Source organism: Prosthecobacter dejongeii, from assembly GCF_014203045.1.
Taxonomy (GTDB): domain Bacteria; phylum Verrucomicrobiota; class Verrucomicrobiia; order Verrucomicrobiales; family Verrucomicrobiaceae; genus Prosthecobacter; species Prosthecobacter dejongeii.
On record NZ_JACHIF010000009.1, the window covers coordinates 1 to 16,721 of the forward strand.

General features: G+C 56.4%; 13 protein-coding genes. 9 read left to right on the top strand and 4 right to left on the bottom strand.

The genetic code is table 11. From position 1 onward, the window contains the following. The first annotated feature begins 639 nt into the window (after positions 1-639). From HNQ64_RS18250 to HNQ64_RS18290, 9 genes are all read left to right on the top strand, one after another. Complete coding sequence (locus HNQ64_RS18250; RefSeq protein WP_184211344.1) at positions 640-1,797, top strand: alkaline phosphatase D family protein; 1,158 nt, start codon at positions 640-642, stop codon at positions 1,795-1,797. A 6-nt stretch (positions 1,798-1,803) separates the two neighbouring features. Further along, entirely contained in the window at positions 1,804-3,051 is a 1,248-nt protein-coding gene (gene phnA, locus HNQ64_RS18255) for a phosphonoacetate hydrolase (protein ID WP_184211346.1), read from the top strand. Further along, positions 3,048-4,325 (top strand): MFS transporter, encoded by a 1,278-nt coding sequence (locus tag HNQ64_RS18260; protein WP_184211348.1) that lies wholly within the window; start codon positions 3,048-3,050, stop codon positions 4,323-4,325. Before phnA ends, HNQ64_RS18260 begins: the two co-directional genes overlap by 4 nt. Continuing rightward, positions 4,322-5,380 (top strand): zinc-binding dehydrogenase, encoded by a 1,059-nt coding sequence (locus HNQ64_RS18265; RefSeq protein WP_184211350.1) that lies wholly within the window; start codon positions 4,322-4,324, stop codon positions 5,378-5,380. Before HNQ64_RS18260 ends, HNQ64_RS18265 begins: the two co-directional genes overlap by 4 nt. Positions 5,381-5,392: 12 nt before the next feature. Then, positions 5,393-6,811, top strand: a complete 1,419-nt coding sequence (locus tag HNQ64_RS18270; RefSeq protein ID WP_184211352.1) for an aldehyde dehydrogenase family protein — start codon at positions 5,393-5,395, stop codon at positions 6,809-6,811. A gap of 64 nt (positions 6,812-6,875) precedes the next feature. Continuing rightward, positions 6,876-8,633 carry a phosphoenolpyruvate--protein phosphotransferase gene (gene ptsP, locus HNQ64_RS18275; RefSeq protein ID WP_184211354.1) on the top strand — a complete coding sequence of 586 codons (1,758 nt, stop codon included), beginning with the start codon at positions 6,876-6,878 and terminating at the stop codon, positions 8,631-8,633. Between the two features lie 193 nt (positions 8,634-8,826). Next, positions 8,827-9,879, top strand: a complete 1,053-nt coding sequence (locus tag HNQ64_RS18280; RefSeq protein WP_184211356.1) for an Mrp/NBP35 family ATP-binding protein — start codon at positions 8,827-8,829, stop codon at positions 9,877-9,879. A gap of 150 nt (positions 9,880-10,029) precedes the next feature. Next, complete coding sequence (locus tag HNQ64_RS18285; RefSeq protein WP_184211358.1) at positions 10,030-11,325, top strand: RsmB/NOP family class I SAM-dependent RNA methyltransferase; 1,296 nt, start codon at positions 10,030-10,032, stop codon at positions 11,323-11,325. A 57-nt stretch (positions 11,326-11,382) separates the two neighbouring features. Then, positions 11,383-12,189: a ThuA domain-containing protein gene (locus HNQ64_RS18290; RefSeq protein ID WP_184211360.1), complete on the top strand. Its 807-nt coding sequence runs from the start codon at positions 11,383-11,385 to the stop codon at positions 12,187-12,189. A 173-nt stretch (positions 12,190-12,362) separates the two neighbouring features. Here HNQ64_RS18290 and HNQ64_RS18295 read toward each other — a convergent pair whose 3' ends face one another. From HNQ64_RS18295 to HNQ64_RS18310, 4 genes are all read right to left on the bottom strand, one after another. Further along, complete coding sequence (locus tag HNQ64_RS18295) at positions 12,363-12,830, bottom strand: 3D domain-containing protein (protein ID WP_184211362.1); 468 nt, start codon at positions 12,828-12,830, stop codon at positions 12,363-12,365. 226 nt (positions 12,831-13,056) lie between these two features. Beyond that, complete coding sequence (locus HNQ64_RS18300; RefSeq protein ID WP_184211364.1) at positions 13,057-13,449, bottom strand: hypothetical protein; 393 nt, start codon at positions 13,447-13,449, stop codon at positions 13,057-13,059. Between the two features lie 110 nt (positions 13,450-13,559). Further along, positions 13,560-14,720 carry a M20 family metallopeptidase gene (locus tag HNQ64_RS18305; protein ID WP_184211366.1) on the bottom strand — a complete coding sequence of 387 codons (1,161 nt, stop codon included), beginning with the start codon at positions 14,718-14,720 and terminating at the stop codon, positions 13,560-13,562. A gap of 32 nt (positions 14,721-14,752) precedes the next feature. Next, positions 14,753-16,591, bottom strand: coding sequence for a DUF3592 domain-containing protein (locus HNQ64_RS18310; protein WP_184211368.1), 1,839 nt, complete (start codon positions 16,589-16,591; stop codon positions 14,753-14,755). Between the last annotated feature and the right edge of the window lie 130 nt (positions 16,592-16,721).

Genomic DNA, 16,721 nt, shown 5'->3' on the forward strand with positions numbered 1-16,721 from the left:
TTCCCCGCAACTCCTTTTTACTCTTTTTTGAAGGTTTTTTCACTCCTCCATCCCCAAAAACCCTCTTTTACCCCCAAAATCACCGTTTTTAACGCTTCCTCACCCGCCCAACTCCCTTTCTTCCCAAAAAAACACCCCAACTTCCCCACTCCACCCCCACCCCCTAACCAATATTGATAGTCACCCCTGGCGCTTGCGCGCCAGGGATGAAGGCTGCCGCCATGAGAGATTTGAGCCTAACATCAGCCTAGAAGCAGACCAACCATGCGGTGTCACTGCGGAGGCAAAGCCCCTCTTTTTGTGGTGACCTCACTTTAAAGGCTCTTCTGATTGGCTTTCAGACCCGCCAATCACCCCCTGCGGAGACGATTTCCTAAATTCCGGGGATTGCCCACACTTCCGAGTTTGAATTGTGCCAACATTGTTTCTTGAAAGAAACTTTATGACTCTATAGTTTAACTTTCCATGGCAGATCATCCTCGTCCTCTTGAATCCCTGCTAAAACGTCGGGAGTTTTTTTCATCGGCTTTGGCCTTGGGAGCGAGTTCGGCTTTTTCAGTCCCGCCTCTGGACACACCATCTGTTCCGCTGCTTGGGCCATTGGTGGGACACACCGAGGAAAACGCGAGTATTATCTGGATGCGTGCGCAGACATCTGGGGAGTATGTGCTGCAAATCACCCCAGAAACAGGTGGTGAGACAATAAGTGTCATCGCTCACGCCCAGCCTGAACACGATCTCTGCCTGCACTGGAAGATTGAAGGACTAGCAGCAGACACACGATATCGATACCGGATCCTTGCGGGAGATAGGCCATTGGCCGCAGCAAAGGAGCAAGTCCTGAGAACTGCACCTGCGGTAAATCGGTCGAGCCAGGTCCGCCTCGCCATCAGCTCTTGCGCCAGAGAAGACGCGGGTAGCCGTGCAGTTTGGAAGCGCATGGCCGAGGAGAAGGTGGATGCCGTGATACTCATTGGAGACACTCCTTATATAGATAGCACCGATTTAGCCATCCAGACACGCCGACACCAAGAGTTCGCCGCCGTGCCGGAATACCAAGAGTTGCTCCGAAGCCGTCCTTGCTGGTGGACGTGGGACGATCATGACTTTGGCGGCAATGACACCTGCGGTCTGCTACCAGGCAAGGAAAATAGCCGTCTGGCCTACACGCGCTATCGTCCTCAGGCCTCCTTTGGTGATGGTCAAGAGGGCATTTACACCTGTTTTCGCTATGGCCCTGTCGAGGTTTTCATGCTGGATGCTCGCTGGTTTTCCATGACGGCAGCGTCCTATGCCAGCCCCACGAAACCCACTTTGTTAGGCCAAAAGCAGTGGCAATGGCTTCAGGAGAAACTCCTGGCCTCCACGGCTCCCTTCAAGCTACTGGCCTGCGGCATGATCTGGGATGACAAGGAAAACAAGGAACTGGATGACTGGGGCACCTATGTACATGAGCGCAAGGCGCTGGAAAAGTTCATCGGCGACCACCAGATCCCTGGAGTGATCTACATCGGCGGGGACATCCATGCTAGCCGTGTGCTGAAGTATCCGACCCAAAAAACCGTGGGTTATGACCTCATACAGTTCATCGCCTCCCCCATCCACAGCAGCACCATCGCCGCTCTGAATGTTTATCACCCTGACCTCGTTCGCAGCGCCGTGGAACCCCACGTGTTTCTCATCATGGACATTGACTCGAACGTGACGCCGCCCCGCTTGAGTGCCGAACTCGTCAACAAAGACGGTGAACGTGTCTTTACCTACCAACTGAGCCTTTCCGATCTCACCCCAGCCTAACCACTTATGCCAAATGCTGTCTCTTTCTCCGTCAACGGGCGCACCTACTCTCCACCAGCACGCCCCATCGTCGTCATCTGCCTAGATGGCTCAGCCGATGAATACCTGGATGTCGCCCTGGCCCAAGGCAGGATGCCCCATCTCGCCCAATTGAGCCTGCAAGGCTGGCGTGGTTTTGCCCGGGCAGCCATGCCCACATTCACCAACGTCAACAACTCCAGCATCGTCACGGGCGTGCCCCCCAGCGTGCATGGCATCGGCGGCAATTTCTTTTTCGATAACATCACGGGTCAGGAAGTAATGATGAACTCCGCACAATATCTGCGTGCGGAAACGATCTTCCGTCACGCGCAACTCGCAGGCCGAAAAGTGGCCGTAGTGACCGCCAAGGAAAAGCTGCGAGACATTTTTGCCTCGGGCCTCATCTCCGAAGGCGGCATTGCCTTCTCCACGGAGAAAGCACGCTCCGCCGTGATGGAGACGCACGGCATCGCGGATGTGGAGGCTCTTTGCGGTCCCCAGCCGGAGATTTATAGCGGTGAGGCCAGTGTCTATGTTTTGCGCGCCGGGGCAGCTCTGCTGGCTGCTGGGCGGGCCGATTTCCTGTATCTTTCGACCACGGACTACATGCAACACAAACACACCCCGCAGGAACCGGAAGTGGTGGATTTTTACGCAGCGATTGATGAGGAGATCGGCAAGCTTATCGCTCTTGGGGCCATCGTCGGGGTGACGGCAGACCATGGGATGAATGATAAACAGACCGCTGAGGGAACCCCGAATGTGATCTATCTGGAAACCGAACTGGAGGCCGCTTTTGGTCCTGGTTTCCGCGTCATTTTGCCGATCACCGATCCCTACGTTGTGCATCATGGAGCCCTCGGTTCCTTTGCCCAAATCCACGTGCCGGAGGGAGCCGACGTCGCTGCCATTCAGCACTGGCTGGCGCTGCGAAAGGGCATCACCGAGTGCCATGACCGCAGCACAGCGGCACGCCTGATGGAACTGCCCGAAGATCGCATGGGAGATCTCGTGGTGGCCAGTGGTCGGGATGTGGTGCTGGGCCGCTCCCCTGACTGGCATGATTTAAAGGCCATCGAGGGTGGGCTGCGCAGTCACGGCGGGCGGTATGAGGAAATGGTGCCGCTGCTTTTTAGCGAGCCCCTGAATGCCACCTATTCAGGCCGAGCCAGAGCAGATGTGAGGAACTTCGACATCTTCGAAATCACCTGCAACGGCACTCACACAGCATGAGCCTCACGCCCCACAGCGATCCCAGGTTCAAACATGCCCAATGGCGGGTGATGGGCGCGGTGATGTTCTGCTACCTGTTTTATTACACAGGACGCCAGACCTTTGGTTTCGCCATTCCAGGCATCCAGAAGGAACTGGGTTTGAGCAAAGAAACTCTGGGCTGGATCAGCGCTGCTATGCTGTGGAGTTATGCGCTAGGACAGGCCATCAATGGCAATCTGGGAGATCGATTCGGCGGTCGGCGCATGATGGCCCTGGGGGCGGGAGCTTCGTTTCTTCTGAATTGGCTGACGAGTTTTGGACTCGGCTTTAAAAGCATGGCCACAGCTTGGGGGCTCAACGGGCTGGCGCAAAGCATGGGCTGGGCACCCGGCAGCCGACTGGTGGCAAACTGGTTCGGCGCAAATGAGCGAGGCAAAGCCTTTGGTTTTTACGTTCTCGCCGCCGGTCTTTCTTCAGTCCTTTCCTTTGTCACATCCTTGGTTATTCTGGATGTGCTGAAGCTGGACTGGCGCTGGATCTTTCGCCTGCCCGTCATCTTGATGCTTGTGGGCGGCATGGTCGTCTGGATCTTTGCCCGTGACCGGCCTTCCCAGATAGGCTTTGCCGACTTTGAAGATGATGCCGGAACTCCGGGTGAGCAAACACCTGCCGTCCAAGAAACGTCCTGGCAACGCTATACCACGGCCTTGACGAATGGGCGTTTATTGTTGGCAGGGCTGGCCATCGGTTTTCAAAACACGGTTCGTTACGGCCTGCTCATTTGGGTACCTGTGCACTTTTTGGGAGAGGACTTTAAAAGTGATCATGCTGGCAAGTGGATCAGTGTGGCCCTGCCGTTAGGCATGGCCTTGGGTGCCGTAGCGAGTGGCTGGATCTCGGACCGTTTTTGCCAGTCTCGCAGGTCAGGGGTCATCTCGTCCTTCATGCTCCTGGCGGCGATCTCCGCCACAGCCATGTATGTGCTGCCTCGTGGGCATAGTCTGGGTCTTCCACTGCTGTTCTTATGCGGCTTTTTTGCCTATGGCCCCCAGTCTGCCTTTTGGGCCTTGGCCCCTGATTTGTTAGGCCGGGCACGTGCTGGCACGGCGGTAGGCATCATGAACTGCTTTGCCTATGCCATGGCAGGTCTGGGCGAACCTCTGGTGGGGTGGTGCGTACAGCACAATCCTTGGTCCTTTACGCCGGGTGTGGAAAACACCGCTCTCGTCTTTCCCATCGTCGCCATCTTCGCCCTTTGCAGCGCCTTTTTAGCCCTCTTCATCCGCCGATGAATCACGCCCGCATCCAGCTTTTCCAAGGCCCCGGCCTGCCTTTCGAATCCCGCACCCTACCACTGCCGGACGCATTGAATCCTGGAGAAATGCTGGTGGAAATCACCCTAGCCACCGTCTGCGGATCGGATCTTCACACGGTCTCCGGTCGCCGTGGCGCACCGACTCCCTGCGTGCTTGGACATGAAGCGATTGGGCGCATCGTGGCCAGTGAGCGGCCCGGTTTCAGCGAAGGTCAGCGCGTTACCTGGACCCTGGCCGACAGTTGTGGGAAATGCCCTGCCTGCACTCAATGGGGTCTGCCGCAAAAATGCACCCAGCTTTTTAAATACGGGCATGCGGCACTGCGGGATGGCTCAGGTCTCAACGGCTGCTATGCCAGTCATATGGTCTTGCGGGCCGGGACTTTTGTTTTGCCCGTGCCGGACAGCCTGCCAGATACCCTGGTAGCCCCGGCGAATTGTGCACTGGCAACGATTGTGAATGCGCTTGAAGCGCCTTTTAAATCCCCTTCCCCGCTCCGCACAGCCCTCGTGCAGGGGGGCGGCTTGCTCGGTCTTTACGCCTGTGCTTGGCTGCGTTATCGCGGGGTCGAGCGTGTCTTTTGTACAGACCTTTCGGAAGAGCGGCTAGCCCTGGTGCCTGAGTTTGGTGGCATCGCCATCCAAGCCCATGAAGGCATGAAAAAACGCATCCTCGAAGAATCTGGAGGTGGGGTAGATCTGGCCTTGGAGGTCACTGGGTCTGCTGCAGTGATCCCGGACGGAATCGCCTTGCTGCGCCCGGGTGGCACCTACGTCTGGGCTGGCATGGTGCATCCAGAAACAGCGCTGGATCTGACTGGGGAAGCCGTGCTGAGAAAGTGCCTCACCATCCGGGGCGTGCACAACTATGCGCCGCAGCATCTGACCACGGGCCTGGAATTTCTCGCCGCCCAGCAGGAAGTCCTTCCTTTTGAAAAATTAGTGAGTCCTGCCTTGCCTCTTGCCGCTCTGGGCGAAGCCATTGCCCTTACTGAGAAACGCCGCTGGTTGCGCGTTGCCATCGCCCCTTAAACACTTCTTGTTATGTCACTTGATCTCCCCAGTTACATCGCCGGCAGGCCTATTGAAAGTGAGGACCGCCTCGAAGTCTTCAATCCCTGGAACAACGAACTTGTGGGCCGTGTCGCCCGCATCACTCCGGCCCAGCTTGAAGAAGCGATTCAGACCAGCCTGCGGGCTGGCCCGGCCCTCAATCGTTATCAGAGAAGCGTCATCCTTCAGCAAACCGCGAGCGCTTTGCAGGAGCGGACCGAAGAATTTGCCCAGCTCATCACGGCCGAGTCAGGCCTGTGCCTGCGTGAAACGCGTTATGAAGTCGGACGGGCCTGCGATGTCTTTCGCTTTGCCGCCATGGAAGCTCTAAGAGATGATGGTGAGGTCTTCTCTTGTGACATTGCTCCTGGGGGCAAAGCGCGAAAGATTTTCACCACACGAGAGCCCCTTAACCTCATTGCTGCGATCACCCCCTTCAACCACCCGCTCAATCAGGTAGCACACAAACTGGCACCCGCCATCGCCGCAGGGGCTCCAATCATCCTCAAACCTTCAGAAAAAACGCCCCTCACTGCCGTACGGTTAGCAGAGGTTCTTTATGCGAGCGGACTGCCCGGCTGGATGCTCAGCGTGATTCATGGAGATCTGGATCTTATTACCCGTCCGATGATTCAGGATGAGCGCATTGACTTGGTGACCTTCACAGGCAGCGCTGCCGTGGGCAAAGACATTGCCGCCACGGCAGGTTACAAAAAATTATGCCTGGAGCTAGGTGGGCACTCTCCCATGCTGGTGCTGGAAGATGCAGACCTGGATCTCGCTGCGCTGCTGGCCTGCGAAGGCAGCTTTCGCAACAGCGGCCAGCGCTGCACCTCTGCCCGCCGTCTCCTGGTGCATCAGGCAGTCCTGGTGGATTTCACGGAGCGATTCGTCGCCAAGGCCTCCGAGTATGTGTACGGAGATCCCACAGATGAGGCGACTCGTGTGGGCACGGTGATTGATGAGCGTTCGGCCATGAATCTAGAAAAAGCAGTGCAGGACGCGCTGGCCTCGGGCGCGCAGCTTTTGGCCGGAGGCACAAGGAGAGGGGCACAGTTTCAGCCCACCATCCTGGCCAATGTGTCGCGTACTTCTTACATCGCCCAAAACGAATGCTTCGGCCCCATCGCTCCCATTTTCCCAGTGAGTGACTTGGAAGACGCGCTTGCTCTGGCCAATTCCACCCCTTACGGACTCAGTTCTTCCGTTGTCACCCGCAGCCTGGAGACTGCCCTCACGGCCGTAAAACGCATTCGTGCTGGCACCGTGAACATCAATGAAATCCCCGGGTACCGGCTGGAGTTGTCCCCCTTCGGCGGGGTGAAGGACAGCGGACTGGGCATTAAAGAGGGCGTCATTGAGGCCATCAAGTTCATGTCCACGGTGAAGACCTTCTCTCTTCCTTGGTAAGAGTTTCACGGAGTCGGGGTTTCTCATTTGCGAAATCCGCCAGTCCCCGCCAATCTGGAGGCCGATGACTCAGGAAGCGCTTACACAGGAGAGAACTTGGCAGGGAACCGCAGTTTCCTCCGGTGTGGCGCATGCCGTAGTGCATGTGCTGAGAGAAGACTTCGATGAGCCCGATGCCGATCCAATCACGGCCGACGAAGTAGAAGCCGAACTCGCCCGCTGGCATATCGCCATGGATGCCACTCATCGCGAGATTGAGGAACTCAAGGAGATGGTCTCCACGGAAGAACGCAGCGCTGAAGCGGACATCTTTGACACCCACCTTCTAATCCTAGAGGACGTTTCCATCCGGAAACATGTGGAAAAAACAGTTCGGGAGAAGTTGATCTGCGTGGACGCGATCTACTACCGCCTGATGTGCAAGCACATGGATGCTCTGCGCGGCCTCGCCGACTCCTACCTACGCGAACGCTTTCTCGACATCAAAGACATCACCCACCGCGTGATGCGCCACCTGCGGGGCGAGCTCCTGCAGCACCCCATGTTCGATGATCCTGTGATCATTGTCGCACATGATCTCACCCCGTCAGACACCGTGCAGTTGGACCGTAGCAAAGTGCTCGGCTTTGCCATCGAAACAGGCAGTGGGAATTCCCATGCGGCCATCATCGCTCGCTCCCTTGGCCTGCCCGCCGTAGTGCGTCTGCATGGCATCACGGACGAGCTGCACTCGGGCGATCCCGTCCTCCTGGATGGTGATGAAGGGGCACTGATCCTCAACCCCACCCCGGCTACCCTTTCCAAATATCGCTCACGCGAGCAGCAGGCAGAAAAGCGTGAAGATGCCCTGCATGAGACACGGCACCAGCCCTCCGTCACTCTGGATGGGATGGCTATCCAAGTCTGTGCAAATGCCGAGTTCGTGGAGGAGATGGGAGATATCCGGGACAGTGGCGCAGCGAATGTAGGCCTCTTCCGCACCGAATTCCTCTATCTAGAAGACCCCGAAGGCACTGAGGACTGGCTCGCAGACAACTACACCCGCGCTGTCAAAATCATCGCTCCAGGGCAGGTCATCTTCCGCACTTTGGACATTGGTGGGGACAAGGTGGACGAACAACTCGCCAGTGAGCAAGAGCCAAATCCGTTCCTCGGCTGGCGTGGTATCCGCGTATCCTTGGGCCGTCGGGACATGTTTAAGCGCCAACTTCGCGCCCTCCTCCGGGCAGCCGCCCAAGGCCCCATCGGCATCATGTTCCCCATGGTCAGCGATGTGGGGGAAGTGCGTGCCGCTAAAGAATTGCTGGATGAATGCGCCAACGAACTCAGCGCCGAAGGTTATCCGCCCCCCCAGCAGGTGGAGATCGGTGCCATGATCGAAATCCCCAGCGCGGCCCTCACGGCGGACCTCATCGCCACGGAGGTGGATTTCTTCAGCCTCGGCACCAATGACCTCGTCCAATACACCTTGGCCGTGGATCGCCTCAATGAACGTGTGGCAGATCTCTACAGCCCGACTCACCCCGCCGTTTTACGTCTCATCGCGCTGACAGTGGAGGCCGCGCGCAGGGCTGGCATTCGCGTTTGCATTTGCGGCGAAATGGCGGCGGATGTGGAGGTGCTGCCTCTATTGATCGGTCTAGGCTTGGACGAAATCAGCGTCTCTACGGGGCAAATCGCCCGGGTTAAACACGCCATCCGCAAGCTGAATGCCTCTGAATGCCGCTCCATCATTGACGCCTGTCGCCACCTCGGCTGCCCCAAGGAAATCCTGGGCCTGAGCCGCGATATGGCCCATGAAATGTATTCAGATCTGTTTTGAGAATCCTACCCTCAAATGAAGAAGCGCAGGCTGTTTCCAGCCTACGCCTCTTACTTGGGAGTTTTTGGTTGTCTCACAGATAATAACGTCACCGAAACAATTTTTGGATGTCTCAATATGAGTCGCCAGGTCGAATGAAACCCGCTTGAGTTTTGTTCCGCCGCCGTTAGCGAAGCGTATCCCAACCCCCGATATGCCCACCGACTCCGACATCCGCCAGGCGCTGGCCCAAGTTCGTTACCCAGGTTTTAGCCGCGACATCATTTCCTTTGGCCTCGTCAAAGACATCACGATTGAGGGCGGCAAGGTGACCGTCGAAATCTCCGTCGCCACGCGCGATCCCAATATCCCGCGCCTCATCCACGAACAAGCGGTGGACGTTTTGCAAAAGCTGCCCGGCGTGACCGAAGCGAAGCTGAACTTCGACATCAAGGAGCCGCCCAATCCCGTGGCTGGCTCGGCGGATCGTCTGCCAAAGTCTTCCATCCCTGGGGTAAAAAAAGTCATCGCCGTCGGTTCCGGCAAAGGTGGCGTGGGTAAAAGCACCGTCGCCTCTAATCTCGCTATCGCTCTGGCCAAAACCGGTGCCCGCGTGGGTCTGTGCGATTGTGACCTCTACGGCCCCAGCATTGCCCACATGTTTGGCACCACCGAGCGCCCGTTTCAGAATGAGGAGCAGCAGATCGTCCCCATTGAAAAATACGGTATCCAACTGATGAGCATGGGCTTCCTGCTGGAAGATGACGCTGCGGTCATCGTGCGCGGCCCCATCGCCACGAAATACACCCAGCAGTTCCTCCGCCAGTGCGCCTGGGACAATCTCGACTACCTCATCATTGATCTCCCCCCCGGCACAGGGGACATCCAGCTCACCATCGTGCAGACCGTGGCGTTGGACGGGGCTGTCATCGTCACCACCCCTCAGGAAGTGGCGCTCATTGATGCCCGAAAAGCCGTCTCCATGTTCCAGAAAGTGAATGTGCCCATCCTCGGCATCATCGAGAACATGAGCTACTTCGTCTGCCCCAGCGATGGCCAGATCTACCACATTTTTGGCAAAGGTGGCGGTGAGCACGAAGCGAAGCGCCTCAGCGTGCCTTTGCTGGGCCAGATCCCGATTGAAATGACGGTGCGCGAAGCTGGCGATGAAGGGCATCCCATCGCCCTCGAAGATGTGACAGGCTCGGCCGCTTCCGCTGCCTTCCTGGGCATCGCCACTCAGGTCCGCAGTGTCGTTCCTGCTTAATTCTGTGGAGTTCACCTGGGGGCCTGAGCAAGGGGCCCCCAGGTTTATCTAGCAGCAACTTGAAGAGCACGATTTTGCGGTTCCGATGGCCGATGCCCCACGGACGGCTTGCACATCGCCCCTTCCGAGGCGAACGGAGCGGTCCTACCTGTGAAACTGCACTACCACCTCATCGCCCAGATTATCAGCTCCCTGCGGGACGTCTTTGTGGACCGCCGCTACGCCGACAAGGTGGTGGAGTTCGCCTTCAAAAAACACCCCAAATGGGGCAGCCGCGACCGCCGGCTTTTCGCAGAGGCCATTTACGAAATCGTCCGGCACTGGCGCTGGTACTGGCACCTCGCTGGTCTGCCAGATTCGGAGCACAACCATCCTGAACTCCTCACTCCAGAAAAGCTCTGGCACGTCTGGAGCGCTTACTGGATCATGGCAGAAAACGAACTGCCTTTCTTCGATGAAGTGAATGGCGTCCGCCGCGGAGCCATCATCGAACGCTCTAAACAAGAAGTTTCCCCAGCCCTGCGCCACTCCATCCCAGACTGGATGGAAAGCCGCCTGAGTCGCGAACTCGGCGCAGCCTGGCCAGCCATCCGTGAAACCCTAAACAAGCCTGCCGATGTCTATTTGCGCGTCAACACCCTGAAGACGGAACGTCGCAGTCTCAAAACACGCTTGGCCCAGGATGGATTCACCACCGAGACCCTGAAGGAAATCCCCACCGCACTTCACATGCGCCAGCGGTACAATGTTTTTGGCATGGCTGCTTTTAAAGAAGGCATGTTTGAAGTCCAAGATGCGTCTTCTCAATGCGTGGCCCCTTTCCTTCAGGTCGAGCCTGGAATGAAAGTGGTGGACGCCTGCGCAGGTGCGGGAGGCAAAACTTTGCACCTCGGTGCCCTCATGCAAAATAAGGGTAAAATCATCGCCCTCGATGTACATGACTGGAAACTCACCGAGCTCCGCCGCCGTGCTGCACGTGCGGGTGTGGACGTGGCAGAAACCCGCGTCATCGAAGGCACCAAGACGCTGAAACGCCTCGCGGGTTATGCCGACCGCCTCTTGCTGGATGTCCCCTGCTCCGGCCTCGGCGTCTTACGCCGGAATCCCGATGCCAAATGGAAACTCAGCAACGAGGAAATTGATCGCCTCATCATCGAGCAACAGGACATTTTGACCCGATACAGCGCCCTGGTGAAACCTGGAGGCAAAATGGTCTATGCCACCTGCTCCATCCTTCCGGGAGAAAATGAGCTGCAAGTTCAAAAATTCCTCGCAGCCCATGGCGACCAATGGACCCTCGAGGAAGAACTGAAAATCAATCCTGCTGAAACCGGTCATGATGGCTTTTACGCCGCACGCCTGCTACGCAAACCGGCTGCGCCCACGCCGCCTGCCGTCGTCGAAGCTCAGGAAACTCCGGTTGAGGCTCCTGCGCAGGAAGCTTGATCTCACTCGCGGTTTTCTTCCAGAATTTATCTTCTGCTGCGTTTAATTGTTCCCACCATGAAAGCACTCCTTCTCCCGCTCCTCGCGCTCGGCGTCGTCGCTGCGTTTACCCTAGCTGCAGATCCTGCCTCCTCGCCCCCCCTGAAGGTGCTGATGGTCACCGGCGGCTGCTGTCACGACTACGAAAACCAAAAGATGATCCTCGCCGAAGGCCTCAGCGCTCGCGCGAATGTCGAATTCACCGTCGTCCATGAAGAAGGCCCCGAAGGTAAAAAGGACAAGATGCACAAGATCAGCATCTACGAGAAAGAAGACTGGGCGAAAGGCTACGATGTGGTCTTGCACAACGAATGCTTCGGCGGCGTGACCGACGTAGAATTTGTCAACCGCATCGCGAAAGCCCACCACGACGGTGTGCCAGCCGTGATGCTGCATTGCTCCACCCACAGCTACCGCGCTGCCCAGACCGACGAATGGCGCAAGTGCCTGGGCCAGACTTCCATGAGCCATGAGAAGAATCGCGATCTGCTGGTCAAGAACGTCGCTCCTGAGCACCCCGTCATGAAAGGCTTCCCGAGTGAATGGCTCGATAAAAAAGACGAGCTCTACAAGAACGACAAACTTTGGGAAAACTTCGTCCCACTTGCTAAAGCCTTTGGCGAAGATACCCAAAAAGACCACTTCCTGGTGTGGGTCAACAGTTACGGTAAATCTAAAGTCTTTGGCACCACCATGGGCCACAACAATGAAACGATGAGTGACCCCGTCTTTCTTGATCTCGTCGCCCGTGGCCTCCTTTGGTCCTGCGGCAAGCTCAGTGAAGACGGCAAGCCTGTGGCAGGTTACGAAGCGAAACAGAAGTAACCCCTCTCAGAACGCCACTTTTCTAAATCCCACGGGTTCACCTCCGTGGGATTTTTTGTATCCGCAACCTGGTGAAGCTGTCACGAACGGAAGCTCTTGCTCTCCCCAGCAAACATAAAAAAACTGCGATCAAGCATCACGCCTAATCGCAGTTTAAAAAATCACACTCTCCGTTAGGCTGGACGAGATACCAGACGAGAGACCATCTCACGCACATGAGAGGCTTTGGATTGGCGTGGCTTTAAGATGGCTAAACTCTTAGCATAAGAGCCCCACTTGAGGATACGAATGCTCACTTTCCGCACGCCCCAAGAACGCATCGAAGTAGCGCTTGGCTTGTACAGATCGATCGTGCGAGTTCCCACCAAGGCAGAACCGTAATCATCCACGATGTAGAGCGCATTATCACCCTCGATCTGAAAGACCGTGCCTACGGGGTAAACGGACCAATCTGCTGCGGCACTGCGCAATTGCCCATATTTAAGGCTCGTGCCAGCCGCTGTGCGAGCGCCGTATTTGATATGGTCCCCCTCACTGTGCGTGTAGGCGGTGGTGCGGATACCTGGAAGGATCTGCCCTGTTGTGCCTGCTGGCGTTGTGGCTGGAAGCTTGACTTCTCCCGCGAGGGATTGAGCGCACATAGCTGTCAGGCAAAGAAGGATGGATCGTGTCAAATCGTAGTTGGGTTGTTAAGTCGCGCTTCGTTGGGTTGGTTGCCCGCTGAAGGGACGGCTACCATGCCGTCCATCACCATCCTGTCAACCATGTAATTATCACAGCAACCATACTTCATGTTCGGCAAAAAAGTTATTCACAATTTTTTGAACATTTTTATAACATTCCGTTATCCCAACTACACACTCATTGTTATTCCTTCTTCTTTCGCTGCAACTTCAGACCAAAATTTCCCTTCTCCCGCCAGAGCGCATAGAAGCGCACACGACTCCCTTCATAGCTCACAAAGGGCAACCTCAAATAGCCATGCTCAATGACCGCCCAATTCCACCCACCCCCACGCCGAAACACCGCCCCAGGCTCTTTCCCACGCCTAACAAAATCCTTGTCATGAACACCAATGACATAAAATGTGAAGTTATGAAGAGGGTTTCTTAACTGCCACAACGGGCCACGCAAACCCTGCCCTGGACGATACCACTCAGGCGGCACAGGATCATCCGCATTGCCTAACCACCAGAGTGGATTCCACTTTTGAGTTCCTTTCGAAGGAGGCTGGGCCGGATGAAAAAAAGAGGCATCCACTCGCTCCCGCACAGACGATCTCTTTGGAGAAATACAACTAACCTGCATTGCCACCACCACGGTTAACAAAATATGTGCAATGGCTGGCGACAGAAGTTTACCCCTCATGGTTAGGCCCAGCTCTTCAAAAATTTCACAAAGAAGTCAGCCCCAGATTCCAGATCTGCCGTCGCGATGAATTCATCCTTCGTATGTGCTTGAACGATGCTCCCCGGACCGATAGCCACAGAAGGCGTCCCCGCAGCCGCTAAAAAGGCGGCATCACAGAACCAAGGTGCCCCAGTCACCTCCGCTCCGCAGTCCACCAGACGCTGCACAAAGGGATTTTGCTCATTGGTATCCAGCGGAAAAGTTTCCGGGAGCGCCGCTACCCGAGCCGTAGCATCATGATCTGCGACAAACTCCGTTAATATCTTCAACGCGCCGCCTGCACGCGAGAGCCCAGGCGTGGTGCGCATATCCACCCGCAGCACGCAGTGGTCTGCGACGATATTAGACCTCGTGCCGCCACGAATCATTCCCAGGCTGATCGTGCTATGCCCCAACCAGCGATCTTCCCCCCCTATATCCTTTAGCTTTTGGCGAAAGTCTGTATCCAGCGCCTGTATCAAAGAGGCCATTTTCACGATGGCATTGACACCCTGTTCAGGGATGGAGCCGTGCACAGCCACACCCGTGGTGTGAATGTCCGCCCACAGACAGCCTTTGTGTTTATGGACCGTCTTTAAACTGGTGGGCTCACCAATGATTGCAAAATCATACGGGCCATGCGTCTTGGCAAAGTGCTGAGAACCCAACTGAGCGGATTCTTCCGACATGAAGCCCGCGAAATGAACTTCCACGGGCAGATCTGGGATCTCCTCACGCATTTCATGCAGGGCCCAGAGCATCGCCGCCATCGGGCCCTTGGTATCACTCGCCCCACGTCCCCACAGGCGGCCTTCACGCACCTCTCCGCCAAATGGGGGCACAGTCATGCCGCCCACGCTGACGGTGTCCGTATGTGGAGCAAAAACAATGCGCGGTTTAGGCTTCCCGTCCTGCGAAGGATTCGAAGGAAAGCGCCCGATCACATTCGGCCGTCCAGATTCCACTTCCTCCAGCACTGCCTCTGCACCACTGTCCGTGAGGAATTCCGCCACGTATTTTGCACAGGCAGCCTCCCCGGTCTGCTCCACCGGACAGCCTGGGTCCCCGTCTGGATTCACGGAAGGGATGCGGACCAGGGCCTGACACAGTTCGATCACGTTTGCAGGTCGTACGGCTTTCATGGCCTTCAGCAAGCCACAGACCCTTTACCTATTCAAGCCTGCTTCCGCCACTGTTCCAGCAGTAGCACCAGACTCTCTGCCACCCTTTCACCAGGAAGACCGTCCAAAATAACGATTTTATCCCCGCCTTGTCGCGTCAAATACACGGCAGTATAGCGCTCACCGTTTACACGAAGTCCTGCATTGGAAACTCGAAACCGAACAATCTCCTCGCGATGAACACGCAGGTTTTGAGCGTAAGGGCCTAGCTTCCAGGCGATCTTCATCACTTGGTCATCCAGGTGCAGCGTGCGGGATTTAAAAAGAGCCGTCAGCAGCCACAAAAGTAAGAGCGAAGTGCCACCCCAGAGAAGCGGAAAGATGAGGGGTAAATCAGAACGCGCCATGCCGACTGCGATGCTGACCCAGATGAAAGTGAAAAAAATCGGCAATCCTCGCGCCTTCGCAAATCGGCGCAGAGGCAGGTCGAAACTAAGCGACACTTTACTTTCGCCTTCAAAAGTAAAATCAATGTGCCGCTTCGCCAAGTGCATTTGCAGTTCATCGGCATCCAGATTTTGCATCTGCCACAACCTAAACGCCGCACTCTGAGCTTCTTGGACCTCCCGCTGTCCTTGGGCTGCCGCTTGAGCTTCAGGAGAATGCGCAACCAAAGGTTGATTGGGAGCATACACAGGCATGTCATAGCTCCATTTTTGCCCATCCCAGTTCAATTCCAATTCCCAGACCCAGGAGACAAAATCAAACTCTGCGGTGCCGATCGGCTGCTGGTCCTCAGCGGGGATGGAAGCCGGAATATCAAATGCCACGGTCACGCGAGAGCCCCGTTCCTCATGGATAGCGGAGAGCATCTGCACGCTTTGTGTATCCTTCCAGCGAAGCTCCCGCTGTATGCTTGTGTTTCTCCGGTGGTCCCACACCTTCGATTCTTTATAACAGGAAAGCTGCGCCTCCAGCACGCTTTGTAAGGGTAGGTTCCTCTCCTTCAAAGGCAAAGCCACTTCGGCAAAAAGTGGGCCGCCCGTCAGAATCGGCAGAGGCTCCACATGCACCTGAGGCACTGGCCTCTCATGCTGCCACCAGGTGCGCAGTGTCAGCACGCCACACACGCCCAGGGGGATTGCCGGAAGACAACCGATCAGGCTCACTGGATTTGCCCACGTCACATCACTGTCCACCATCAGTGCATACAGCATTGGCCCCCAGACTAAAAACATCCATCCCGTGACCGCAGTCCACACCCAGGGCAACGAACGATTTTGGGGCTGGATCCAGTCCTCCGCCCACTCCGGTTTCCACCGCCAGGGTTGGCCAGGATATCGGCTCTGCAGTCCATGCAGGCGGGCACGCTCTCTCCTCGCTTTCAGTCCCGTCCAAAAAAAGTTTGCCCCCACCAGAGGGAACAGCAGCGGAAACACGCTGGTAAAAAGCAACAGCGTCCACCGAGCTTCACGAAACAGCACAGACTCCTCAGGCCGCACCACACTCACAAAGCAACGAAAAGCACCGCCTGAATTGCGCGCTTCCATGAGCACATTGGAGACACGCTCTTGGAAATCGCCAAAGTTATCAGCCCCCAGGCTGAAGGAGACTCGATCCCCTTGATACTGGCGATTCAAATATGTGTAGCGGTAGCTGGCCACCGCTTCGTTCATCAGCGTGTCACGGGTGGAGCCCGAGCTGCGCCGCTCCATGTGATCACGCAAAGTACTGCTTTCTAGAATACAAGGCACCTCCACCCACGCCCGGGCCTGGTACCAGTCCCACAACATACCCCCATAAAAAACCCCCACTGCCAGGCCCGCCAAAATGAAAGGCAGCCCCAGAAACATCAGGAAGGCATTGCCAGCAGCTTTGGGACGTAAGGCCATAGGGAGATGAAGATGAAATCTGAAGGTGGTCAGCCTTCTCCTGTTAAGTGGGTGATGTTATTGGAGATGGGGAAAGAATGGCGATTGTAATTTTCGACTCTTCTTCCACTCCGATCAAAGGGCACCGTTC

Bases quoted from the DNA above. Each gene is read 5' to 3' on its own strand.
- HNQ64_RS18310 (WP_184211368.1), bottom strand. From the start codon at position 16,591: ATGGCCTTACGTCCCAAAGCTGCTGGCAATGCCTTCCTGATGTTTCTG.
- HNQ64_RS18250 (WP_184211344.1), top strand. From the start codon at position 640: ATGCGTGCGCAGACATCTGGGGAGTATGTGCTGCAAATCACCCCAGAA.
- phnA (WP_184211346.1), top strand. From the start codon at position 1,804: ATGCCAAATGCTGTCTCTTTCTCCGTCAACGGGCGCACCTACTCTCCA.
- HNQ64_RS18260 (WP_184211348.1), top strand. From the start codon at position 3,048: ATGAGCCTCACGCCCCACAGCGATCCCAGGTTCAAACATGCCCAATGG.
- HNQ64_RS18280 (WP_184211356.1), top strand. From the start codon at position 8,827: ATGCCCACCGACTCCGACATCCGCCAGGCGCTGGCCCAAGTTCGTTAC.
- HNQ64_RS18290 (WP_184211360.1), top strand. From the start codon at position 11,383: ATGAAAGCACTCCTTCTCCCGCTCCTCGCGCTCGGCGTCGTCGCTGCG.
- HNQ64_RS18295 (WP_184211362.1), bottom strand. From the start codon at position 12,830: ATGTGCGCTCAATCCCTCGCGGGAGAAGTCAAGCTTCCAGCCACAACG.
- HNQ64_RS18270 (WP_184211352.1), top strand. From the start codon at position 5,393: ATGTCACTTGATCTCCCCAGTTACATCGCCGGCAGGCCTATTGAAAGT.
- ptsP (WP_184211354.1), top strand. From the start codon at position 6,876: ATGACTCAGGAAGCGCTTACACAGGAGAGAACTTGGCAGGGAACCGCA.
- HNQ64_RS18305 (WP_184211366.1), bottom strand. From the start codon at position 14,720: ATGAAAGCCGTACGACCTGCAAACGTGATCGAACTGTGTCAGGCCCTG.
- HNQ64_RS18265 (WP_184211350.1), top strand. From the start codon at position 4,322: ATGAATCACGCCCGCATCCAGCTTTTCCAAGGCCCCGGCCTGCCTTTC.